Below are 24,363 nucleotides of genomic sequence, written 5' to 3'. Positions count from 1 at the left end.
GAAACGGAGCGTTCACCGTGTTCACGCCAGGTCATGTAATCGGCGAGCATTACCAGGTCCGCCGCGAATTGGGCGAAGGCACCGGCGGAGAGGTGTACGAAGTTCTGGATCGGCGCTCAAAAGCCGTCCTGGCTCTTAAGATCCAGCATCCACGATATCTGGAGTCCACCAACGACTATGTCCTCGACGGCAAGGGCGCGCTCCACGAATTCAGCCTGGGAACTTCACTCGACAAAATCAGCGGTGTCATAACTCTTCTTGATTTCGGCGAACATCTCGGGCGCACCTACTTCGTCATGGAACGCGTCGACGGATTCGACCTCGCCGAGTTCGTGGACCGGACGCAGCCCGTGTCCTCGCTTCGCTCCGCTGCGGTGCTTGTACAGTTGTGCACCGTCCTGCAACAGGTCCACGCATTCGGCTTCGTGCACCGGGACGTCAAGCTCGAGAACGCGTTGATCTCCCGGCGGGGCGTGGTCACGCTGATCGACCTCGGAAGTTCCACACCCGCCGGTGAAGTCCCAGAAACACTCGCGGGCACTTTTGGCTACCTCCCACCGGAAGCTGCCTCGCATGGAGTCGTCGAACCCAGCCTCGACATCTTTTCCGCTGGGTGCTTGCTGTTCCGAATGTTGACCATGGAGTTTCCGTTCATCAACGAGACCGGTTACGCGATGGCTCGTCGCCCGATTCCGATCGACAAGCTCGTGAACGTCGACCCTATTGTGAGACGGCTCTGCATCGCGATGCTCGAATGGGATCCGGCGGATCGCCCCGCGGCGGCCGAGGTCCGCGATGAGCTCAGCGCGGTGCTGCCGGACGACCCTTTCCCCGCTCCGCCGAGGCTGAGCCACGACCCGATGCGTTGGTGGTGGGAGCGACTCCAGCGCCAGGAGCGTGTCCCCATGTCGTCGTGAGCCTTTCGACCTGGGCGAGCCCCTTCTCGTCCGCCAGGGCCGAATAGAGCTCGCGCGCGCGGTCGAGAGCCGCCTGTCCTTCGACCACTCGGTGATCCGCGAACAGGACTTCGCCCAGGTGCACCTGGGCCGGCGCCTCGCGGTTGGCCCGGTCCAGCTTCCGGTACTCGGCGACGGCGGTGTCGAACACGGCCGCGGCACGACCGAGGTTGCCTTCCCCGGCGTGCACCCTCCCCAGGATCACCATGGCGTTGGCCCGAGCGTTGACGTCGAGATCCTTTTCGTAGATCGCCAGCGCCGCCCTCACGCGCTCGCCGGCCTCGGTGAATCGACCGAGGTCGACGAGCGCCATCGCCAGACCGGAAAGAGCATCCGCCTCGCCCAGCCGCTCGCCGAGTTCGCGGAAGACCTCCAAAGCCAACAGGTACTCGGACACCGCAGCGGCGAAGTCGTTCTCCTCGGCTCGCAGTACAGCCAGCCCGATGTGCCCGTAGGCCACCCCGTAGTGGTCCCCCGCGGCCCGGCTCAGCTGGATGGCCCTGGCCTGCGCGCCTTGAGCTTTGGGTGACCGCATCCCACGACGGGAGCCCGCCAGGAGCCTATACACGAAGGCTTCGTCCGCCGCTGTCGGTACCGCGCCCGCGCCACCGTCCTTGCGCAGCCGCTCCACCGCCTTTCCCGCGTGTTCCAGGATGCGCTCCGCCTCGTGGTAGTGATCGCGGTGCCACAGGTAGGTGGCGAAGGCGGCTGCGAGCAGCCAGGTGTGGTGGTCGTCGCCGATCTCAACGGCGTGGTCGACGGCCATGCTGATCGTCTTCTGCTCCTGCTCGAACCACCGGGTCGCCTGATCGATCGTGTCGACTCGGACGACGGGGAGGTTGGCAGAAACATCGACCGGCAGCCTACGGCCGGGTACCAGCACCTGATCGCAGGTCCACGCGTTCCGCAGCAGGTGACTCAGCAGGCGTTGGCTGGTCCGATCCCGCGCCTGGCCGTCCAGCACGTCGGTCTGCTCCAGCGCGAACGTCCGGATCAGGTCGTGGACGCGGAACCGCTCGAACTCGGGTTCCTCGACGAGATGAAGTGCGGTGAGTTCGCCGATCCTGGTCCTCGCATCGGGCTCGGCGATGGCGGAGATCGCGGCCGAGCTGATGGTCGGGCCGGGGTGGTGGGCGATGAGGCAGAGCAAGGTCTTGGCCTCGGCACTCAGGTGGTCATACGAGTACGACAGGACCGCACGCATGTCCAGGTTCTCGTCCCCCTCCAGCTTCAACGTGTCCAGGCGGGTCCGCTGCTCCCGCAAGCCATCGCGGATGCCCCGGAGTACTCCGTCGGCCTCCGGCCGGGTCTTGATCACAGCGGCGACGATCGCGAGCGCGAGGGCAAGTCCGCCGGTGAAGCAGACAATGTCCTCCACCAGCGGATTGCTGTCAGTGCGGAGATGCGCGAGGCGCATGAGGACGTCACACGCCGTTTTCTCATCGAACGGCTCGACCAGGCACTGGACAGCTCCCTCGTGCACTACGAGGCCGTCGAGGCGCATCCTGCTGGTGAGCAGGGCGGCGCAGCCGATCCCTGGCAGAAGCGGTCGAACTTGGTCGGCGTCGCGGGCGTCGTCCAAGACGACGAGCAGGTTCCTCCCTGCGGTCACCGTGCGGAAGGTGGAGATCATCCCGTCCAGCGTGCGAACGGGCGAGGACACCCCCAGTTCGACGAGGAACTGTTCGAGCACCTCCTGAGGCCGGGCAGCTTCCTTCGGACCGAACCCCCGCATCTCGGCGTGGAGGATCCCGCCGGCGAAGTGTTCGCTCCTCGAATCCGCCCACGACCTCGCGAGCTGGGACTTGCCCACCCCCGCCATGCCGTGGAGCACCACGACCGGGGCACTGCGCTCGTTCACGCCGAGCAGGCGTGCGTCCAGTTCCTGCTCGAGCGGTCCACGGCCGTGCAGGTGCACGTGCTGCCCAGGGAGTTGCTTCGGCACGACCGGTTCGAGCTGGGCAGAGCCGGGCAGAGTCAGTTCGTTCATCAGCTCCTCCAGTCGACCGCGGTCGTCACCGTGATCACGAATGCAGTCCTGGAGGAACCGCACCGCCTCGGACGACCTGCCCGAGTTGATGAGGGTCTTCACCTTGAGGGTGACCAGGCCATGCGCACCCGGCCATTGGTCCAGGGCCTTGTGGAGCTCCCTGTCGAACTCCAGGTCCTCCTCGCAGTCCTGAAGGGCGTGGAGGAAGTCGACGGTGGTGCTCAACCACTCCTCATCCAGCTGCTTCCGTTCCGCTGCCAGGTCGTAGCCGTCCCACTCAGGGCCCGTCAAGGGCGGTCCCTGCCACTCCGCCACCGCGGCTCGGAGCAGTTCCAGTCGCTCGCGCTCGACCGTGAACTTGGCCGCGGTCACGTTGCGCCTGACCCGGAGGATGTCGACGTCATCGGGGTTGAGCTGCAGCACGCACTTCCCCTTGACGTTGAGCACCTGCCTGACTTCGGGCAGGGCTTCGCGCAGTTCCCGGGTCACGTCGGGTACCGACTTCGAAGGTCCGCCCGGCCACAGGGCGTTGGAGATCCGGTCGTTCGGCGCCGCCTGGCCGGGCGAGAGCACCGCGATCACGAGCACGACCCGGTGCTGAGGCCTGATGACGACCATTGTTTCGTCCCGGTGAACGGTGAACTGCCCGAGCAAATCAATCCGCACTGCTTCTCCTACGGGTAGGACTGCCGTGCCGACAGGCCGGCGACTGGCACAAACAGATTCTGCTGCCGGCGCCCAAAGTCTCAACCCATACTTCACCCATGCTCGCCGTCGGCCCGGATGGCGGCAGGTGTGCCAAGCTCCGCTCCGAACCGGCCGGAAGACGTGGTCCAATCCCGCATCGGTCGGTGAATTCCCAGGAATCTCCAGGAGACGAACCATGACGAACACCAGGGCGACCTGCTCCAACGGCAAGCGCCTCAAGCGGTCCTGGCCCCCGCGCGGCGTGCCGAAAAGGGGTTCCCGCAGGCCAGAGGTCACTCCCGCCAACCCCGGCCGACAGACGAAGACCGTGGTGATCCGCCGATGCACGTCGCTGCGGCGCCGCCAGAGGAGGTAGACCGCTTCCCTTAACAGCGCTATGCGGCCGTTCTGGAAGCAACACACCGTCTCGTGCATCATTCACTCGATCGAGTGATACGTGGCGACACTTCGCAGAGGTCGAAGTGCGGGCGATGCCTGATCAGATCGGTTGATCGCTCTCCTCACACCGAAGGCCCGTTGGTCACACAGACAACGGGCCTTCGGCACGCCTGCAGAAGCACAACACCCTGACCTGACGACTACCCAGCGCGACAATTCCACCTGAGCGCGAACCAGTCCCAACGACCATGATCTGCCCAACTCGAAAACAGAATCATTCGAGGTCACATCGAATTTTACGCGTTGAGCCGGAAGCATCTTCTGCTCTACTGACGCCACTGCGGTGGTGCCCGTCTTCATCCGCAACTGACTAAGGCGCTCCACAACGGACGAAGTACGCGCACTCGCTACACGAACCGATGAGGGTGTCGATCGGCTCCTCAGCAGAACCGTCCGGCGACGCGGAGAGCGTGCTGCAGCAAGTCCTCGAAGAGCAACGCGTCCTCCTCACTGATGTAGCAGCGCTGTCCGAAGTGGCAGCTCCGGCGAGTTTCGGAGCGTCCCCGAGCCGCGCCGAAGAGCCTCTGGTGCGCCTGGTTCAAACCAATCTCGTGAAGGGCGGCCGAGGGCTGCTCACGCTCGAAGACGCCGCGTCGCTCATCCAGGGCACGACCCCGGAAGTCGGCGAGGGCGGCATCAGCCAGCGGTTCCTTCGGTCCTTTCAGGAGCGCACCAGCGCCACTTTCACCTTCGACGCTGCACTTCGGCTGAACCGAGCGGCAGAACTGCTGCACTTCGACTCATCAGACGACGAGTCGCTGGACGTACCTGAGTCAACCGGGCGGATGTCCGACAGCGAACTCGCAGTTCTGCTGCCCTACCTGCTGTCCGATCCGGGCTCGATCGCAAAGCGCGCGTTGTGGACACACATCGGTTCGATGATGTCCCTTGAGCGGCTCGAAGCCATGGCGACCTCACTCGAGGGCGTGAACGTCGGCCCCTTGGTCGTGGCGAACGCAGCGACCTGATCTGCCGAACGAGCCCAGCTCGTGATCGACAATGACGCCGATCAAGATGACGGCGCGCCTGTTGAAGCTGCGGCTCAGCACGATGATTCGCACACTCTGCCGACCTGGCGAGTAACGAGCCGGAAGTACATCACGGCCACGGTCGGCTGTTGGAAGGTCAACGTGGCCTCGGACGCCCGGCGTCTGCAGGGACGGATCGACGGAATTGCTGCACACTGGGACGACATCGCGCCACTGCTCGCGGAATTCGCTCTGGATGCCGCCGACCTTCGAGGCGTATCGCGACGGATCCAGGTCAGCGCAGAGCAGAGCGGCGACGTCAGCCGCAACATCGGACTGATCCGCAGCTCCCTTGAGGACACCTTTCAGGTACCCAAGCTGAAGATCCGCCGAATCGGTGACGATCAAGATGCGGGTCTCGACACTGACTTCGGTGAAATGACGGTCACGGCCATCAGAGCAGCATCAATCGAATCCCTAGTCACAGCGCTGAACCTGCTTTCCCGCCGCCGGCCCGCCGACTTTTCTCCGTTGATCGATCTCGGACAACTGGAGTGAGCGACAGCCCCAGACCTGAGAACGACCGATGACTCGTGGGTCCGCCGCCTTGGCGGCGGACCCACGACATAGCACCGAGCCTCAGTGTGAGACTGCGGCCCTTCGGAGGGTGTGCAAGCGGCGGCAGCCCGTTGCTGAACCGACGAGGCCAGCAATCGCCGCGCCAAACGCAGCAGGCGCACCGGCCAAAGCGCGATGCCTAGACCAATATGCGCGCCTGCCGCGACCAGCGCCCGCCTCAGACCGGTAGTAAATCTGGTAGCTGAAACGACCGGCTACCAGTGAGATGCCGAGACCTCCCTGAGAGGCGATCAGGTAATTCATGCAGTTCAGGACACAAATACTGAGACTGACCAGACCACATGACACCCGACAGGACCCGTTCACACCGAAGAGGTCACTGGTTCGATCCCAGTATCGCCCACAGTGTGTTTTACCTGATCAGACGGCCTGCCGATGGAATCCATCGGCAGGCCGTCTGCGTTGCGTAGGGCAGAACTGCCCTGACAACCTCAGGTCTGCGGACCTCGAATCCGCAGGTCAGCGGGTTGTCACCCATCCAGCGCGTGATCTCTTCGCCCCTACCGAAGAGGTCACGGGGTTTGGTCTTGCCATAATCCTCACCGCGGACGCCTATGACCTGGGCAGACCGGAGTCTCTAGGGTGTCCGCCGTCCTCCGACCTCAAGGCCTCGGTCGTAAATGTGGTAGTAAACCTGGCTCATTGTTCGTCAGGTCGCCCCTGTCGCCGAGGTCAGCAGGAACAGACCAATCAGTGCCTTGGCAGCGTTGCAGTAGAGGTCCGCGATGTTCGGAGTTGGTGTTGAGGTTAAACGCCACCACCGCGTGTCCAAGCAGAGAGCGAGCTGATACCCGCAGCGCGTCCGGATTGGAAGGGTGCGCGTCCATGACCGAGAAGGTGTGGAGCAACGGAGTTGCTATAGACGAAGGTGACGCCGCGCCGGACACCTGCCTCCGCGTATGCCCAGGCCGTCTTGCCTAGATTTTCGAGGAGACTGCCTATCACTGCCTGCCTCATGCAGGCTGCAGGGGCATCGCGACAAAATCGCGGGCTTGGTGCCATCTTCGCGCAGCAATCGCGAGGACATCCGGCGCACGACGATGGGGAGCACGACAGGAAGCTTCCCGAAGAGCCGGACGACGTTATTCCGGCCCAGCTCCCCACCTCGAATCGTGCGAAGGATGTCGATCAAAGTGCCCAGTATCGAGGACACTTGGCGTCGACGCACTTGTAACGCTAACTGGAAGCCAAGGCACAGCAGTTCACCCCGCCAAAAGTCAACGTCACGACACTTGCGTCTACTTCGCTGAACTGTGTCGAACGCTCCGCCGAAGTCACCTTCGGCCGCGCTGAGAGCCGCGAAACCAAGCTCGACTTGAAGCCGACCGGAGCTGTGATCTGCAGAGAGCAGGAACATGCGGTAAGCAGCGTCGAGGTGTTGTCTAGCAGGGCCGAGTAGCCCGACCGCCAGGAGCGGTTCCGACAATCTGAGGTGGATGTAACCCACCGACTTCAGGTGCTCTGGGCATCTATCTTGGAGCTCTTTGCCGCGCAGGTAGAGCGAGATGGCTTTTGCGAAGTCACGCTGAACCTCGGCGATGCGAGCACGGTAGTGAAACGCAGTCGCCAGCCATCTGCACAGATCTAAATCGTTTCGCGCGTTGGCCTCATATCCACAAGCCTGTTCGAGCAATTCCTTGGATTTTCGCAGATCCTTGAATGAAGTGAACAGCGCCACGGCCGACATGGTCAGGTGCGCACATCGATACTTCCGCTCGAATAGGTCCTCCGGCATGGCAGTTCGTAGCCGATCGATCATCTCCATTGCACGGTCGTACCGGCTCACGTCGAGATGCAGCCAGGTGTAGTCGACGACGACATCGCCCCACTCAGCCGTACCTTCTTCCGCGTCGTTCAACGCCGCGACAAGCGCGGGCTCACGCCCCTCGTGCTCAAGTTGCAGCGTCGACAGGTATCGAGCCTTCGCCCGGTGCAGCGCCGACGTCGGACCGTTGTCACGTTGACGCATCTCGATCGCGTGATCAAGCGCCGTGATCACGTCTGCTTCGTCGAGTGCACCGTAGTTCCCAGCAATCCTGCTCAGGTCCTCCACGAAGTCCGCGAGCATGTCCGCGTTGGTTGCCTCTGGGTGCTTCGCGCTGTACTCAGCCCAGTAGGTGAAGTTCTTCAGCTTGCTCCGCAGATCTTCACCACGGTTGTCGCGTGCATCATCGGTGAGCATGCGGGTGTTGGTTGCCCAGAAGGCTTGGTTCCGGCCTGCGGCGAACCGCTGCTTCCATCTGGTCACACTTTCGTGGTCCATGAGTCGCCCCTCGGCTTCCTACTCGCACACGAACTGCCGCAGCAACGGATGTACCGTGAACTTCTTGTTGCCGTCGATGCTGCGGACAAGTGCGAGGTTTCGCGCAGCCGCCAGGGCGTGGTCGAAGTGGCCTTCGTCCGGGATGCGGCTGAGCTTGTAGAACTCCTCCCGGGTAAAGGACTCTCCTGACGCACGGCAACAGAACACGTTCATCACGTTGACCGCGGCGACTTCTCCAACTTTCTCCGACAGCGCGTCTACGGCTTGCGCGTACAGGTATACACCGACTCTGCCGCCGAGATCGGTGGTCTTGCTCCTGAGTTGGCGAACCACATGACTCACGGGTCGGGCGTCAACGATCGCAAGCTTCATCATCAGCTTAATCAGCAGCGGGATGCCGCCGCTTATCTCCACCACTTCGCCCAGTTCCTCCGCAGTCGGCGTGAAGCCGGGTTCGACCATAGCCAGATGGCGGGCGAACTGCTTGGCCGCCTCGCTGGTTAAGCCGCGCCATTGGATCTCTTGCACCGAATCGGATGACTTTGCAGTGGACACGCGGGTCGTGATGACCACCTTGTGCGGGCGCAGCGCGGACGAGGTAGCGATGAAGCTGAGTGCCCGTTCCACGTCTGAGACAGTCTCCAGGTTGTCGACCACAATCAAGCACCGTACGCCTGGGTCTAGCGAGCTCAATGCTTGGGCGAAGCGCTGCTCAATGTGCGCGGGGTTGGCATCGATGCCGAAGGCGAGCTGACGAGAAACCTCGACAAGCATGTCATGCCAGTGGTTTTCGGACTGCCTGGTCCTGCCGACATCACCCGTTGAACCGAGATGACTCGACTTGGCCGAGACCCAGGCTATCCGTGTGAAGCCGCCTCGCTGAGCGTGCTGCTTGACCAATTCATAGGCCAAGGTGGTCTTTCCGGATCCGCCCTCACCAAAAATGCTGATGACCCAATCGCCGGCATCGTTAACCAGAGATGCACCCAGTCTTGTCAGCACTTTGTCCACGCCGAAGATCTCACCGTGATCCACCGCCGCGCGGTGAGTCCAAGAATCCGGCGGTTCCTCATGCAAGTCCGGAACCGGCGGAGGATCAGGCTTGGTCCTCTGGCCTGGAACCGCCTCATCTCCCTGACGCCGGTTTCGGCGGACCTCGGCCACGATGTACACGACTGCCAACATCCCGGACAGCGGCCATGCAAGCCATCGGTAGGGCTCAACCGCAGGAGGAAGCGCGTTCGATGCGATGTTCGTCATCAACGGCAGGACGAACCCGACGACCACTGCCAGCGCGGCGACCTTCAACCCCGCCCGAAATTTCATTGCCGGCATCCTCCGCAGATCCGCGCCGCATCAATCACAACTACGTGAAGATCGCTGCTCAGCGCTGACGAGTTACTACGACGACACGCGAGACCGATTCCAAGTCACGTGGACGATGCAGGGCGGGTCCTTCACAACCACTAGAGCAGCGAGCCGAAAGCCTCGAATTCCACGCGGGCCGTACAACTCAGCCTCTCTGTGCCGCCAAGTCCGTGTGCACCTCCTGGTTGTCGTGGCGTCAGCGCGGCTGCCCTCCACGGCGTCAACCACAACGATCGCGGTGCGGAGCATCGGGGCCCCCAAGCAGCCAGTTACGACTCGGTGTAACGACAGATCATCTCGACTCGAATTCCAAACGTGCACCCGAGCAAGCTCAGGATCCGAGGACTTCGCGCCGGCCAGACACACGGTCGCCGAGCTCTGCAGCTCGCGCCCACCAGGGGCTTTTCCCTGCTATCCGCGTCGAGCGCGGCCGTTCTGGGCAGCGGCGAACGCTCGGTACGAGTCGAGCAGCGGAAACGATGACATGACCAACTCTCGGGAAGAACGTGTTGCGCACTTGATCGCGGACCAGGGTCCTTGCGGCGAGGCCGAGTTGCTCACCCGAGCGCGCGTCACCTGGCCTGGCCTGACCGCTCAAAGATTGCGGAAGATCGTAACTGCGGCCGTCCACCTCGGGCTTCTGGTGGATGACGGCGGAACTCTGCGGTCCGCATCGCGCGCCGCCGACCGCACACACCTCGACTCTGCGCCTGTCGAACAACGTGCTGTCCCCCGAGCGATCGTCATCGACGTGGAAGCAGTGGTCCGGCCGAGTTCTCAGGGATCCGGCAAGGATCGTCGCATCTACCAGATCGGCGCGGTTCGGTTGTCGGCCGACCGGACCTGGGTCGAGGACGCCCCGAGGTTTGACGCGTGGGTTGCCTTGCCGGACGGGGAGTGGGAAGACCACCTGCGGTCCACCTCGGTCAGAGCCCGGTACGAGTCGGGCAAGGTGCCCGCCGCGCAGGTGCTGCAGGACCTGCGGGGGTACTCGGAGGGTGCTGACACCCTCGTCGCGTACAACGGTTTCGCCGCCGACTTCGAGATGCTTGAGAACTTGGCCAAGAGCGTGGACCAACCTCCGCTGGGAGGTCTCCGGCTCGTGGACGCGCTGTACGTGGCACATGCCGTCTGGCCCTTCGCCTCGACGCACCGGTTGGGCGAGCTCGCTGAAACCACCGGTGTGGACCGAACCGGTTTGCGTTGGCACGACGCTGGGGACGACGCCGCCCTGACCTCCCGACTGCTGTGCCGTGCTGCGGAATTCGTCAGCGCCTGGGACGGGCCCCTGCGGGACCTGGTGCTCGGGATCGGCGTCGGATCGCCTGCTTGGGCCTTGATGACTTCGCTGCTTCACGAGCCCTCCAGGCCACCCGCAGCTGACGACGGTGCTGTGGCAGGTGTCCTCGCCGGGACGTTGGCCGGCTCAGGGCTGTTCACCCCCCTGCGTCGAGGACGTGCCACCCCAGCGACGTTCTCGATCCCCGAAGGCATGCTCGACGAAGCGGGTCGAACCGATCCGTACGTACTGGCACAAGTCGGGTCGGGCAGAGCCGTTGAACGGAGACCGGCCCAGCAGCGCATGGCCGAGGTGCTGGCGGATCAGGTAGCGGTCGGCCGCGACGCGTTGTGCGAAGCGCCGACCGGGACCGGCAAGAGTTTCGCCATCCTCGCCACAGCCCTGGACTGGCTGGCCGCTTCTCCTTCTCGACGCGTGGTTCTCGCCACCTACACCAAGCAGCTCCAGTTCCAGCTCGCGACGGACATCACCCGACTCATGCCCGCTGTCAGCGGTCTCGACAGCATCACCGACTTGGTCAAGGGAAGGCGAAACCGCCTGTCCATGCGATCGCTGGTCGCTGCTGTCACCGACGCGATCACCTCCAACTACGGAACCGGCAGGAAATCCGAGCGCAGCCGGTTCGTGGCGAAGCCTGAGTACCGCGAGCTCCTGGTGTACTTGGTTCGGCGACTCACCAGCGCTACGTCGGCATACCAAGCGTGGATGGCACGCAGTGTCGACCCGGTCGACCTACCGGCCTTCCTGGCCGAGTACATCGAGGCAACAGCGGGGTCCATGGTCGGGCTGTGGCTGGGTGACCTGAGCCAGGAATACGGCGATTACGGAGCGCACTCTGGCTCGCCGCTGGCCCGCATGACCGACACCGTCGCAGAGGCGCTGGCCAACCACCGATTGGTGATCGCCAACCACGCGTTGTTGCTGAGCAACCCCGATGTGTTCGCTGACGACACGTTGCTCATCGTTGACGAGGCGCATTCTCTCGAGCACGCCGCCACCGGGGCGGCAAGTGCCGAAGTCGACTACCGGTCCATGGAGAACCTCGTAGCAGATCTGCTTCATTGGAGCCGCACCCACCGCAACGCCCCAGAACTGCTTCGCGAGCACATCGCCGATCTTGAGCGGATGCTCGACACCGAGGTGATCCCCAAGGCAGCGCAGGCGGTGTTCGACGCGGTGGGTGGCGAACCGGGGCTCCGAACCGCAACGCTGGCGAGCCCATTCGGCGGTCTTGGCAACAGCACGCCCGCGCGCCACCTGATGTCCCGCTTCAGCAGGCTCGCCATCATGGCAGGACAGGTTCACCAAAGACTGATCGGCCATCTCGGATCACCGGAAATGCGCGCCGCGTCGTGGTGGGAACGTGAACGGGCTGCGTCACTGGCCACCAGGGTCGAGAACCTGGGCGACGCCGCGAAGACGATCTTCGGTGATGCCGACGAAATCCTCACCCTGGAGCGGGCAGGGGCCTTACCTGCCGACGTGCCCGACGTGCCCGACGTGCCAACCATCCTCGACGGCGATCAGGGCGGCGAGCCGGACGTCCCACTCGACCCGCTGGAGGAGCATCTGGGCGAGACCGGGTCGGACGACCAGCCAGAAGCGTCAGGGAGCATCCCGCAGCGCGAGGTGTCGAACCGGATCGTGTACGCCACCGAACTCGAACTGCAGGGATTGAGCGTTTCGGCTCGTCGGTACGCCTTCACGGTGACGTCCTCGCCCATCGAACTGTCCCGTGACCGGCAGTGGCAGTCGGCCAGGGAGCGCTTCGCCCGCATCTTCTACGTCTCGGCGACCCTGCGGGTCTCCGGCCGATGGGACTACATCCGCAGCAGGCTCGCCCTCGACGCGGATGTGGACGCCCACTGCCTGCCTGGACCGTTCGACCTCGCCGAGCAGGCTCGCCTGCTCTGTCTGACCGACTTCCCCAGCTGGGCTGAACAGACCGAGGGTGCCGTCCGCACGGTGGCCCACCAACTCGCCGGTTACGCCCGCGAAGTCATCCGTCCAGATCCGAGCCCTTCGGGAATCGACGATGCGGAGGCGTTCACCGGCGGAGCCCTGGTCTTGACCACAGCCACCCGTACGGCATCCGCGATCGCCGAAAGCCTCCTCGCAGAGCTACCTGGCGAAGCATCTGATGTGCCCGTTGCCGTTGCCCCTGTCCTCGGCAATGCCCGCGCCGCACATGCCTTCGCCGAGTTCGGAGGATTTTGCGTGGCAACTCGTGGCATGTGGCAAGGCGTCGACTTCCCTGCCAACCGCCTGTCCCTGGTGTGGATCAACAAACTCCCGTTCGCGCCGTTCGCCGATCCCGTGGTCGCGGCTCGTCGCGCGGCCATCGCCCGTCGCGCCGCGGACAGCGGTCACCCGGACCCCGACCGGGTCGCCAGCGAGTCCTATTACCTGCCGTTGGCCGCGATGGACCTCAGGCAGGCCGTCGGCCGGCTCATCCGTTCAGCCGGCCACCGTGGCGTCATCGTCATCAGCGACCGGAAGCTCGAGGGGAACACCGCGCTGCGACGCAGCTACCGGAAGGTGTTCCTCGAGTCGCTCGATCCAGGGCTGCTCACGAGCGATCCGGACACCGGCGAGGCCGCGGGAGGAAACCTGGTGACCATGGCCGCCGGGTGGGAACGGATCTGGCGGTTCCTCGCCGACTGCGGGAAGATCACCTCCGAGCGCGCCGACGAGTTGTGCACACCGGCGGCACTGGCCGAGCAGACTCTCCTCCCCGCCACCCGCAAGATCCTCGACGCCCGCATCACCCCGGCGGCCGAAGCCGCGGCGCGCGCCGACGGAACGTTCGGTGACCTGCTCGTCGAGCGATGCGCCAGGATCGCCACGTGCCTGCACCCCGGCGACGAACCGATGGTTCTGCGCAGTGAACAGGAGCAGGTGATCCGCGCCGTCGCCGACAGCTCCGACGTGCTGGCTCTCCTGCCCACCGGGTTCGGCAAGTCGTACACCTTTCAACTGCCCGCACTCGCCATGAGCGGTGTCACCATCGTGGTGTCACCGCTGGTCGCGCTCATGGCCGACCAAGCCCTCGAACTCAACGCCACCGTCGGAGGCGCCGTTCGAGCACTGGTCGGGCCCATGGCGGAGTCGAACAGCAGACGTGGAAAGACCGAGGTCGCCGAACAGCTCACCGGGGTCAGGGACCACGGCATCAGACTGATCTACATCTCCCCGGAGCGCCTGGCGAACCGTCGTTTCCAGGACTTGTTGCGCGAAGCGGCCGAGAGGGGGAACCTGCGGCGCGTCGCGATCGACGAGGCCCACACGTTCGTCCAATGGGGAGACGACTTCAGGCCGAGCTTCCGACGGGCAGCCACGCTGCTCGGCGAGTTGAGGATCGCACACGGGCTTCGCATCACCGCCGTGACCGCGACGGCCAACCGCGGGGTACGACAAGGGCTGCGTAGCGGACTGTTCGGTCTACCGGAGGAGCCGACCGAGGGCGAACCGCTGACCACGATCACCGCTGACCCGCTGCGCCCGGAGCTTGCCATCTACCGACGGGTCATGCCCTCCGGTGGCCTCAACGCCGTGGCCGGGTTGGCCGAGGCGGTGACGGCGGCTTGTACAGACCACGCCATCTTCTACTGCCTCACCGTCCGTGAAGTGGACACGCTGTACGCGCACCTTCGCGAATTCATCGGCGAAGGCGGCACCAAGCGGGTGCGCAGGTTCCACGGCCGGATGCCCGAGGCGGAGAAGGCCGCAGTGCTCACCGAGTTCCGCGACGCGCCCACGAGGGACGACGAGGATTTCGTTCCGCTGCTCATCGTGGCGACCAGCGCGTTCGGGCTCGGCGTCAACCGCAAGGACATCCGCTGTGTGTTCGTCGTGTCCCCGCCCACCGACCTCGCGGGGCTCTACCAACAGCTCGGCCGAGCGGGCCGTGATCAGGCGGGAAAACCGTCCACCGCGATCACCTCGCCCTCCCACGGACTGGCACTTGGCACCGGCAAAGGGTTCCGCACAGTGGCCTGGATGGCCTCTCGGGGCCTAGCCGCACCGACGCTGCGACGCATCGGGAACGCGGTGTTGGTCGCCGCTCGCGACCAAGGAGTGCTCGATCCAGACCTGGTCGTCGACACCGTCATCGGTGACGAGCTCGCCGCAGGACTGTTGTCCGCTCATGAAGCGCGGAAGTCCGAGACGATCGCCGCCTACCGGACAGCCGTCATCAGGGCGCTGGCGGTGCTCGCCGCAGCCGGTGCCGTGGACGACGGCGGGGACTTCCCGGCGACGGTGACGCTGAAGCCGATCGACGATCCCGTCCGTTGCGAGGATGATCTTCTGGCCGCGCCCCTCGCAATGGTGCAGAAGCTCGCCATGACCGACCCCGGCCGTCACCGGGTCGTCGAACTCCACCAGCAGCTCACCTCGCAGGTCGTCGGATACGCGGACCACTCCGGTGACGCGGCCGGCACGTGGACGTTATTGGCGACCATGCACGACCTAGGAGCCGTCGACGTCTCCCAGGCGGGTAACACCCAGACCCTCGTGTCGGTCCGGACGAGTGGGGGCCAGTGCGCGCTGCCTCCTGATTTCGACACCCGGATGAACTCCCAGAGGCAGAGGCTCAGGGAAGAGGTGCGCGCGTTGCGCAACTGGTACTCCGAAACGACGCGGTGCGTCAACCAGGGTTTCGCCGAGTACTTCGGCCGCCCTGGCCAATCCTTGCCAGAGGGAACCTGCAACAGTTCGGCGTGCCGTTGTTCGAGTTGTTGGGGCACCGCAGAAGATCCCGTCCTGCGTCCTGCGCTGCTGAACGCGTTGAACACACCACGACCGCGGCCGTCCGCCAACCGGGACGGTGCTCCCTACCACGAGGCTGTCGAGCGCTATGTCCGGGCGTTGCTGTGGGACAACTACCGCGGCCTGACCGCCGGAATGCTGCACCGGGTCCTCCGCGGGGACGACGTGTTCCTGTCCAGCCGGTCAGGACGCCTGCGGCCGTTGTGGCCGCGATTGCTCTACCACAGGCTCAGGGGCGTCGACCCCGGCATCAAAACAGGTCATGTCGAAGACGCGCTGGTCCGGTTGGGCGGCGCCGGTGAGGTGGTGCTGACCGACGCGCGGGTGTGGAGACTGCGACGACACGTCGACCGGGACAGCGCCCGAGTGACCCGGATGGGAGTGAGTGGATGACGGTCACTGAAGCACCGGTGTGGCGGCCGTTGTACGACGAGCCGTTGTTCACCTGCACGCTGCTGCAAGGTCCCGACGCGGTACCCGCCACCGAGCGCGTCAAGATCACTGCCTACTTGGAGCAGGTGGCGCGTGTTCGTGGTATCCCGCTGCACACCAGCACGGCGTTCAATGCCTTGCATTTCGGGTTCGACGTCGAGAACGACGGCTACTGCGCAGCGGTCCTCGACCCGGAACTGTTCGTGCCGCTGGAGGCGAGAAACGGCCAGTTGCCCCTGCTGCCGGTCGGCACGTTCGTCCGCATCGAACGCGGTGCGCACCTGTTGTGGGGCGAAGTGGTCGCCAGGTTCGGTGCGGAAGAGACAGACCTGGACGGTTGGCTACCGGCGCACCTGTCTGGAGCACGTGACGTGTTCGACGAACAGGGCTGCCGTCGAGAACGGGTGGTCGTCGACCTGCACGCCTTCGGCGGATCCCTGAACTCCGGCGACCGGAGAGAGCTGCAGCGGCTCCGGCGCCGCGGGGTGTTCGACGAACGCGGGCACCTGACCGGGAACGTTTACTACCCGAACGCGCGGCAAGGTGCTCTCGACGACACCGCCTTGTACGCCGCGCACCTGCTCGGCGCGGCCAAGCCGTTGGTGGCTCACGGCCCGCTCGGCAACTTGCTCACGGAGTCGGACGACGACACGTTGGCCGTAGCGCTGAGAACTGCGCTGAACACGATTGACGCGCTGCTGACCGACGCGCCGGACGTGCGTCGCTGGGCCGGTTACGCCACCTCGAGCGATCGCTACCGGGAGCGGTACGACCATCGCGGTCTTCTCGGCGGGAAAGACCTCGACGAGCTGGTCCACGCCGTCACCCGGCGCACCGCCGTCCCCCGTTTCACCGGTATCTGGCCGTTGCTCGCGGGACGGGTCGACGCGGCCAGGCGCGTCGACCCCGATGACTTCGCCGCTGATCCGCTCGAGTTCACCGGCGCGGCAGAGGCGGTCGTACACGCCAACCTCGCCGTCGCCGACTTGGTGGGGCCCACCGGGACCGGCCGGCTGCCGAACGGGAGCCACGTCCGAGTGGACGACACGTGGCAGGCCGGCGGGGTGTGGCTGAGCCGAGCCGCACCAGTTCACACGAACCTGGGCGACGTCGATCCGCTGCGGCCGCTCGGGTTGGGCCGGCACGGTCTGCTTCCAGGGCAGCCGCCGGACGTAACGCCGACAGTGGATGAACCGGAGCTCGAAGCCCCAGTAGACGACACTTGCGCGGCGGAGGTCGACCACCTCTCGAACAGCCTCACCGTCTACACGGTGGCGCTGCGCTCCACCCACATCGACAGCGACACCCTCCCCCTGCCCGAGCGCCTCGAGTCGATCCCGGCCGAGGGAAACCTCGTCGTGGAGCTGCACCACGACGGCGACGATTTGGCCGAGGACGAACGCGTGCACCGGGTCGGTCGCGCACCAGGACTGCTCACCGGCATCGCCTGGCCGCTGTCCTTCTACGCCGGCATCAAGGTCGTGGTAGCGATGGCAACCGAAGCCCGGCGGGTGTCGGTTACGACGATCTTGCTCGACGAACCGCTCGCACTCGGACCGGAGTACCGATGGGCAGCCGACCTGCACATCCTGACCGGTTCCGTCGGACAAGACCAGGACGGTGCGGCGGAGGCAGCTCCATCCACACCGCATGAGCAGATCAACCCACTGCCCGAATTGATCGTCGCGGTGCTGCGCCGTCACGGTGTAACAGGGGCGTTCGGCTCCCGCAGGCTGACAGGTCCCCAGCTGCTCACCAGCCTGTTCGGCGACGACCTGGTGAACCCCGTGTTGTTGTGGGAGGTCATCCATACCTGCGAAGAACTGGTCGACAAGGGGAAGCTCTCCTGTGAACCGGGCGGAGACGCGCCCGACACCTTCGTGTGGTGGCCCAGCCCGATCGCTCAACGCCAGGCACAGCGGCAAATCGAGCGGCAGCAGCGGGCCGCCTTGCAGAGCAGCATCAGACAGCACTGGGTCGTACCGCGCCTGCGAGCCCTACCCGCGGGGTATCGGGCCAGCGACGAGGCTCAGGTGGCGTACGCGCAGTACATCCGGAAGCTGCGCGGCCCCGGTACGAGTGCACAACTCCCCGACGGGTGCACCTTCGTCAAAGGACACGCACGCGGCAGCAATCCCGGGCCCTACTGGATCCAGCTGACATGACCCCACAGGTGCCGACCACCGATCTACCGGGCAAACACCGCCAACGAGAAAGCCGGCCCCACATGTCCAGTCGTTCCCGCCGCCTTCGAAATCAGAACCAGCCACCGGTGTGCACATCAGACGGCTTCCTCCGCCTTGCCGCCAAGGCAACCAGCCCCGCGACCAAGGCACTCCTCACTGCCGAAGCGGAAGTCGCCGCGCAACTGGAACGCCTCGGCGACCCGGTGAACGATGCCTTGGAGGTCATCGGGCCGGAAGAGTTCACCGAGCTGGTGTGGCGGATGCCAAATCCCGGGCGGACGGAGTTCCTGAGCGCTCTCAAGATTCCTGGGGCGAGGAGACTCGCCACGGCCACGGCCACGATGGGTCTGAACCGCGTCCGCGCCAGAACGCCGGAGCAGCGGTTGCACGACGTGCGCTACTTCTCCACCTCGGCTTTGCGCGGTGTGTCCGTCGCGATGGAGCGCTGGCTGGAGGACCAGGATGACGACTCCCTGTCCAAAGCGTTGGTCGAAGATCCTTCACAGATCAATGCGAACCGGCTGGTGGTCGTCACCCACTGGTACGACACGCCGGCGTTGGTCGCCGCCCTGCGATGCGGTTTGAACGCGGGTCTCGCGCTGCCAACGTGGTCGACGGAGGTCGTCGGCAGTGTCATCGCAGCGTGCCGGGAGCTGGAAAGAGTCTGGCTCGGCTTAGACGAGTGCGAGCGCACCGCAGTCGACAGCGCTGGTGAGCTGTCCGATTCCGAGGAAGACACCGTTGCTGTTCTGGTGGACTCCGGTGAACCGCGATCTGAGAGCGCCGAGCTCCTCCCCGTAAGCCTTGACGACCTGGTGGTCGCGGCCGAGGAGCTCGAGCAGGCGCTGACCGCTGCCCGGCAGCGGTCGGAGCTGTTCGCCCATGACTTGGCGCAGGGACGGCTGCCGGCGTTCGAGCGCATAGAGCCCATCCACACGCTCTACGCCGTCGTCGACCGGGTGAAACCGCTCCTCCGCGACAAGAACGCGCATCTCGGCTTCGACACCGCGAAGGAGCCATCGGACGGCGAGAACTGCGGGATGTTGCTCGACGCGCTAGGTGTGGCGATCACCGCGGCATCAGCAGAAAGCGGAACCCGTGACGAACTCCGACGCTTGATCGACGTCACCGGACCCGAGGCATCCCTTGACGTTCTGGACAAGGTCACAACGCTCACTGCAGAGCTGCTGCACTCACATCCCTGGGATGAGGCCCTCCGCAATCGTGCCGATGGACTGACTGCGCTGCTTCGGCTCATCGACGCGGTTTCGGCCGGTGACACCTCAGCGGCAATGGAGTGCCACGGTCTGGCGCAACAGCGGCTGCCGGGTGAACTCGCGCCGATCCTGGTCATGGCTCTCATGAATCAGCTCACCATCTCGAACGACGCGCACCAGGCGCCCGCACAGGTCGACCCTCCCGACCACGCCGACTTGCCGGTAACCCCCGACGACAACATGGCGGTGGCAGTGGCTGAGCCACCGCATCCGCTGCTCACGAAACCCGGCGAGCTACTGTCATCACCACAGCAGTCCAAACCCGCCGCGGCGGAGTCCGGCGACGTCGTCACCCCAGCTAGCGCATGGAGAGGGGCAGCGCAAGTTCCTGCCGACGCCCTCTCGCCCTCGGTGCTCGACTTGGAGCCGGGCGACGGCAACGAGGCACCTGAGTGCCGCTCCGACGACGAGAATTCCGCCGATGAGCAGGCCGCGGTCTCCGACGACCTCGTCATCGGCATCCCGTCCGAAGCTCAAGAAGACGCTCTGGCGAGCGGGGCAGAAGAGCGGATTGCCTCGCTGTTGCAAGCCCACGAGTACGGTCTGGCTCACCACGCGGCGAGCGCGGCGGGATCCACCGCTACCGCGAAAGCGTTGCTGCTGTTCACGTTGAGCGAGGCAGTCCGCAGCGAGACCGGTCCCACGGCGATCGAGTTCCACAACGCCCTCGACGACTTGCGGGTCCACTCCTTCGACGGCGACCGCCCGGCGCAGCTCCTGCTGTTGGCCGCGACGGTTCGAGCCGCCCTGGTGACCGCTGATCCGGCAGCCGGAGAGGTCGTCAAGGACCTCTCGGCCAGCCTGCACGAGCTCCCGGCAGTCAGCCGGCTGACCGACGCCATCGGTACGGCTTCCGCCCGCGGCGTCCTGTCGAGGAGCGAGACACTGAAGGCGCTGGCCCCCATCGCCGGTGCGGACAACGACATCCAAACCGCCGCAGCGCAGGCGGGCCGCGAGCGCACCAAGCCCCGTACCATCCGGTTCGCCCGCGCCAACCAGCTTGTCGACAGCTGGTGGTCGCCAAACGGCTTGATCGGCGCCTTGCTCGAGACCGCCGCCAGTGATCGGCGAGAACAGGTGGACGTGGTCGCGGCTCAACTGCGCAAGCTTCTCAAGCGCGAGCACCTCGCCCGGCAACTGCGCAGCGATGACGAGGAGCTGCGCGGGACAAGCGGCCGCCCCCTGGAAGGGTCCGCCCGTCGACGCCTGCTGGATCACGCAACGGAATCCCTCGAGGTCGTCGGCAGCTGGGTGGACGCGGTGCGCTCGGAGGCGAGTGCGGAGGGCGAAGGGGTACCGATCCCGTCGAAGCTGGCCGAACTGCGCACCGCTGTCCGCAGGGAGTTCGTGCCGGCCAAGGCTGAATTGAGCACGCTGATGAACGCGGAAACCGTGCTGGCGGGGTCCGCAGGCGCGTGCCTGGCCAGCCTCACCCGCAGCGTTCAGTTGCTCGATGGCAAGAGCCTGATCGGGACTGAACCCGACCCGGTGGTGGTGCTGAACCGCGACCTGCTGCGTAGCTCGTCGCTGCGCATGGACAGCAAGCTGGTGCCTCTGGACGACATCACGGTCGACCACATCGTCACCGCCGCCGCCAACAGCTGGGTGAACGCCTTCGACGACCGGCTCGCGCAAGAGGACTACGTCGCCGCCCGCACAGTTGTGGACGTCATCGCCGACGACGGAACCGATGCCGACCCGGTGAAAGTGGAAGAGATGTCCAACCGGCTGGAGCAAGGCATCACCCGCTCTCGTCAAGATCTCCGCGCGTTGCGCCAGGACATCTCCTCCCGGGTGAACAAGGCAGCGCGGCTGGGACAGCTCGGCACGACCGAGTACGCGCAAGTGATCGCGGCATTGGAAGCCGCGCAGGTCGAACGTCATGATCTCGGAACGGTGCGCCGCCAGCTCACCGGCATCGCCGAGGACCTGCCCAGGTTCGCCGAAGAAGCGAAAGCCGCCCTGTGGTCGCGGGTGCAACAGGAGCTCAACACCGCTGCCGGCCGGGTAGCTGACAACGCGGCGGAGACCATCAAGTCGTGCATCGACGCCGGTGACCTGGCCACGGCGGAGGAGTACCTGCTCAACGCGCTGGCAGGCGGGGAACCTCCCACCGCAGAAGTGTCAGGGCACCGAGCGGCGTTCCTGGCCGTGGCCCGGTCGTTCGGCACCGGCGTGGACGACGACATCGTCCAGGCGGCAGAACGTGGCGGATCGGCGCGCGGTTTGGAGTTCGGCCATCTGTCGGACGCTGCCCGGACCGCCGCGGAAGAAGGTCTGCGCCAGTGGGTGGGCATGAAGACCGCTCGGGATCGGCGCAACTTCCGGATGAAGTCGGTCTTCGCCTCGGCCTTGCGTCTGGCCGGCATCGAGTTCACCGGTGAGCGGCAGCCGTACAAGTTGACCTTCGCTCCGAACCGCAAGTGGCTCGAGCTGACCGGGTTCAAGCGAATGCCCCAGGCGTTGATGCCGGCGTTCGGGTCGCGCACCGACGACAAACTGAAGATCATGATGTGCTGGGGGGTCCAGGACGCGCAGACCCTGCTCACCTGGATCGCGCAGGACGCGACCACGGACCCCATCCTGATCACGTTGTTCGGCACCATGACCGTCGACCAGCGCAACCTGCTGGCGAAAGCGTGCGCGGACCAGCCGGATCGAGCGATCATGGTGCTCGACGATGCCGCGATCGCCTACCTGGCCACGACCGGAGGGGGCCAGTTCCCGACGACCGAACGCATCCTGCTGCCGTTCGCGGCGACGAACCCCTATCACCCCCATGCGATCGGCAACGTCCCGCAAGAGATGTTCTTCGGGCGCAGGCACGAGTTGCACCAGGTCATCGACGACTACGGGACCAGCCTCCTGTACGGCGGCCGGCAATTGGGCAAGTCGGCTCTGCTTCAAGCAGCGGCGCGTCAGTTCGAGCTCGTGCCGGAACGTGTAGCCGTGTACCTGTCCCTCCCCGTCGGCTTCGGTTCCACGGATCAGGTGGACGACCTGTGGAGCATGATCGCCGACAAGCTCGACCAGCGCGGCATCGTCCCGTTGCAACGCCGCCGGCGTGACAGCGCCCAGTTCGTCGAGGCGGCCGTCACCGCCTGGCTGGACGCGAACCCGAGCCGACGGCTGCTGTTGTTGCTCGACGAGTGCGACATGTTCTTCGACGCGGACGCCAAGACCGGCTTCCGGCACACGACCAGGCTGCGCGAACTGATGAACACGACGAAGCGGCGCTTCAAGCCGGTTTTCGCGGGCCTGCACCAGGTTCAGCGGTTTGCGCACCTGCCCAACCAACCCTTGGCCGGGGCCCACTTCGGTGACCCCATCGTGATCGGTCCGCTGTCGCCGGACCCAGCGTACCGCTTGATGTTCACCCCGATGGAGACCCTCGGCATCACCTTTGAATCCGACGAACTCGTCCACCGAGTGCTTGCCTACTGCAACTACCAACCCAAGTTGTTGCAGCTCGTCGGAGACGCCCTCGTGCGAGAGTCGCTGAGCCGCCGCGGCACCGGAGGGCCGGACTACCTCATTCGCGACGAGGACCTCGAACGAGTCATCGGCTCGGACACCGTTCAGCGCAAGGTGAGGGAGACGGTCCAGCTCACCCTCGAGCTCGACTCGCGGTACAAGCTGATCGCCTTGATCGTGGCGCTCGACGCACTGGACAACGGCGCCGACCACACCATGGACACCAACACGTTGCGCGACGCGTGCCACGAGTGGTGGCCCGACGGGTTCCCGCACCGAGGCCCGGACGAGTTCCGCTCGTTGCTCTCCGAGATGAGTGGGTTGGGTGTCCTGTCGGAGCGGAACGGCCGGTGGCGGTTGCGCTCCAGCAACGTCCTGCGACTCCTGGGGACCAGGGAGACGATCGAGGACGAACTGTGCGGGGAGAACTGGAAGGACAAGGTCACCCGCCTGTCAGCCGAACACGTGCGCCGCACCCTGAGGGACGGATCGATCTCACCGCTGACGGAACGGCAACTCGCGACGGTGATCGAGCGGAGCAATCGGTTGCTGCTCGTCGTCGGCACCCCGGCCGTCGGTATCGACCAGGTCCAATTGCTCCTGGACGAGGAGGCCGATCGGATCGGTGCGCGGTTCAGCATCCACAAGGCGGGAAGCCCTGCGAGGTTTAGAAAAGAACTCACCGGCGGCACCGCAGGAGACCTTCACCGAGTAGTGGTGTCGGACCTGTCCGGAACCCGTCTGGAGAATGCCACCAGTGCCCTCCAGCATGCTCTCGACATGATGCCGAGTGCTGGGGTGACGAGGACGGTGGTGGCACTGGTGGACGCGAGCACCAGCGATCTTTTTACCCGTTCGGATGCACCGGACCTGGCAGGCTTCACCGACCAGGTCATCGCCATGCGCCGCTTGTCCGCTGACGGCTTGCGTTCCTGGGCGGTGTCTGAGAACGAGAAGGTCTCACGGTTCAGCGACGCCGCCAGCCAGAAGCTGCTGATGGACGCGACCGGGGGTTGGCCGACGCTGCTCGACGAGGCCGCCCAGCTCGTCGCAGTGGGTCGCAGTGCCCGGCGCGTGTGCGAGCTCCTGACTGCTGGCGTGACCAGCGGCAAGTACGCGGTCAAGCTCATCGAAGAGGTCGGCATGGCCGGTAACCCGGTTGCCGAGGCCGCATTCGCCAAGCTGATCGAGTACGACGGACCGGTGACGACTGAGGAGATGGTCGAACTGCTCGACGAAGGCGGGCGCACTGGTAGCCGCCTGGTCGAGTTGCTGCGGTTCCTCGACGTGGTGGAGGAGCGCCCCACCGATGGCAGGTGGGTGCCTGAGCCGGTGTTCGCTTCCGCCTGGAAGGCTGTCCGCGACAACGGAGCACCAGCTGAGCAGTAGCCAGCTCCGATTCGTGGATGGTTCGGTGACTGCAAGCGGTTTCCGGACCATCCACGGCGAGAGACGACTCGTCGATTAGACCCAGCACTGCCGATGACGTTGGCAAGCCCCGCTTGAAGGAGAAGCCGGGCTCGCAAGGGTACTGAGCGAGTGAGTGCGGGGCTCGTTGTAGTGCTGCTCGTATTCGGGCAGTGCGTGCCGCAGG

At 65.3% G+C, this 24,363-nt stretch carries 9 protein-coding genes; 6 read left to right on the top strand and 3 right to left on the bottom strand.

The annotated features are described in order from the left end of the window. Window positions 1–17 precede the first annotated feature (17 nt). Window positions 18–917 (top strand): serine/threonine-protein kinase, encoded by a 900-nt coding sequence (locus BBK82_RS47780; protein ID WP_071812679.1) that lies wholly within the window; start codon window positions 18–20, stop codon window positions 915–917. Here BBK82_RS47780 and BBK82_RS26610 read toward each other — a convergent pair. Next, entirely contained in the window at window positions 802–4,071 is a 3,270-nt protein-coding gene (locus tag BBK82_RS26610) for a BTAD domain-containing putative transcriptional regulator (RefSeq protein WP_083268165.1), read from the bottom strand. The genes BBK82_RS47780 and BBK82_RS26610 overlap by 116 nt on opposite strands. Before the next feature lie 380 nt (window positions 4,072–4,451). On the opposite strand from BBK82_RS26610, the gene BBK82_RS26605 reads away from it, so the two are divergent. Both BBK82_RS26605 and BBK82_RS26600 read left to right on the top strand, forming a co-directional pair. Beyond that, a complete protein-coding gene (locus BBK82_RS26605) occupies window positions 4,452–5,060 on the top strand; it encodes a hypothetical protein (protein ID WP_154697517.1) in 609 nt (202 codons plus the stop codon). Window positions 5,061–5,081: 21 nt separating this feature from the next. Next, on the top strand, window positions 5,082–5,618 hold the full coding sequence (locus BBK82_RS26600) for a hypothetical protein (protein WP_065917457.1): 537 nt from the start codon (window positions 5,082–5,084) through the stop codon (window positions 5,616–5,618). Window positions 5,619–6,555: 937 nt separating this feature from the next. On the opposite strand, the gene BBK82_RS26595 is transcribed toward BBK82_RS26600, so the two are convergent. Beyond that, window positions 6,556–7,962 (bottom strand): hypothetical protein, encoded by a 1,407-nt coding sequence (locus BBK82_RS26595; protein WP_154697516.1) that lies wholly within the window; start codon window positions 7,960–7,962, stop codon window positions 6,556–6,558. An 18-nt stretch (window positions 7,963–7,980) separates the two neighbouring features. Then, window positions 7,981–9,288: an NB-ARC domain-containing protein gene (locus BBK82_RS26590; RefSeq protein WP_170067966.1), complete on the bottom strand. Its 1,308-nt coding sequence runs from the start codon at window positions 9,286–9,288 to the stop codon at window positions 7,981–7,983. Window positions 9,289–10,432: 1,144 nt separating this feature from the next. Between BBK82_RS26590 and BBK82_RS26585 the strand changes: the two genes are divergently transcribed. The 3 genes from BBK82_RS26585 to BBK82_RS26575 are packed head-to-tail and all read left to right on the top strand — an operon-like array spanning window position 10,433 to window position 24,158. Further along, window positions 10,433–15,793: a DEAD/DEAH box helicase gene (locus BBK82_RS26585; RefSeq protein ID WP_237047585.1), complete on the top strand. Its 5,361-nt coding sequence runs from the start codon at window positions 10,433–10,435 to the stop codon at window positions 15,791–15,793. Next, complete coding sequence (locus tag BBK82_RS26580; protein ID WP_065917453.1) at window positions 15,790–17,997, top strand: hypothetical protein; 2,208 nt, start codon at window positions 15,790–15,792, stop codon at window positions 17,995–17,997. Before BBK82_RS26585 ends, BBK82_RS26580 begins: the two co-directional genes overlap by 4 nt. Continuing rightward, a complete protein-coding gene (locus BBK82_RS26575; RefSeq protein WP_154697515.1) occupies window positions 17,994–24,158 on the top strand; it encodes a hypothetical protein in 6,165 nt (2,054 codons plus the stop codon). The genes BBK82_RS26580 and BBK82_RS26575 overlap by 4 nt, the downstream gene beginning before the upstream one ends. Window positions 24,159–24,363 lie beyond the last annotated feature (205 nt).

This window comes from Lentzea guizhouensis (assembly GCF_001701025.1).
Classification (GTDB): Bacteria; Actinomycetota; Actinomycetes; order Mycobacteriales; family Pseudonocardiaceae; genus Lentzea; species Lentzea guizhouensis.
The sequence above is the reverse complement of the archived record's forward strand: the minus strand, read 5'-3'. Positions and strand labels throughout refer to the sequence as shown.

Excerpts from the sequence above, each read along its gene's own strand:
- BBK82_RS26595 (WP_154697516.1), bottom strand. The coding sequence starts at position 7,962 with ATGGACCACGAAAGTGTGACCAGATGGAAGCAGCGGTTCGCCGCAGGC.
- BBK82_RS26605 (WP_154697517.1), top strand. The coding sequence starts at position 4,452 with ATGAGGGTGTCGATCGGCTCCTCAGCAGAACCGTCCGGCGACGCGGAG.
- BBK82_RS26610 (WP_083268165.1), bottom strand. The coding sequence starts at position 4,071 with ATGATGCACGAGACGGTGTGTTGCTTCCAGAACGGCCGCATAGCGCTG.
- BBK82_RS26580 (WP_065917453.1), top strand. The coding sequence starts at position 15,790 with ATGACGGTCACTGAAGCACCGGTGTGGCGGCCGTTGTACGACGAGCCG.
- BBK82_RS26575 (WP_154697515.1), top strand. The coding sequence starts at position 17,994 with ATGACCCCACAGGTGCCGACCACCGATCTACCGGGCAAACACCGCCAA.
- BBK82_RS26590 (WP_170067966.1), bottom strand. The coding sequence starts at position 9,288 with ATGAAATTTCGGGCGGGGTTGAAGGTCGCCGCGCTGGCAGTGGTCGTC.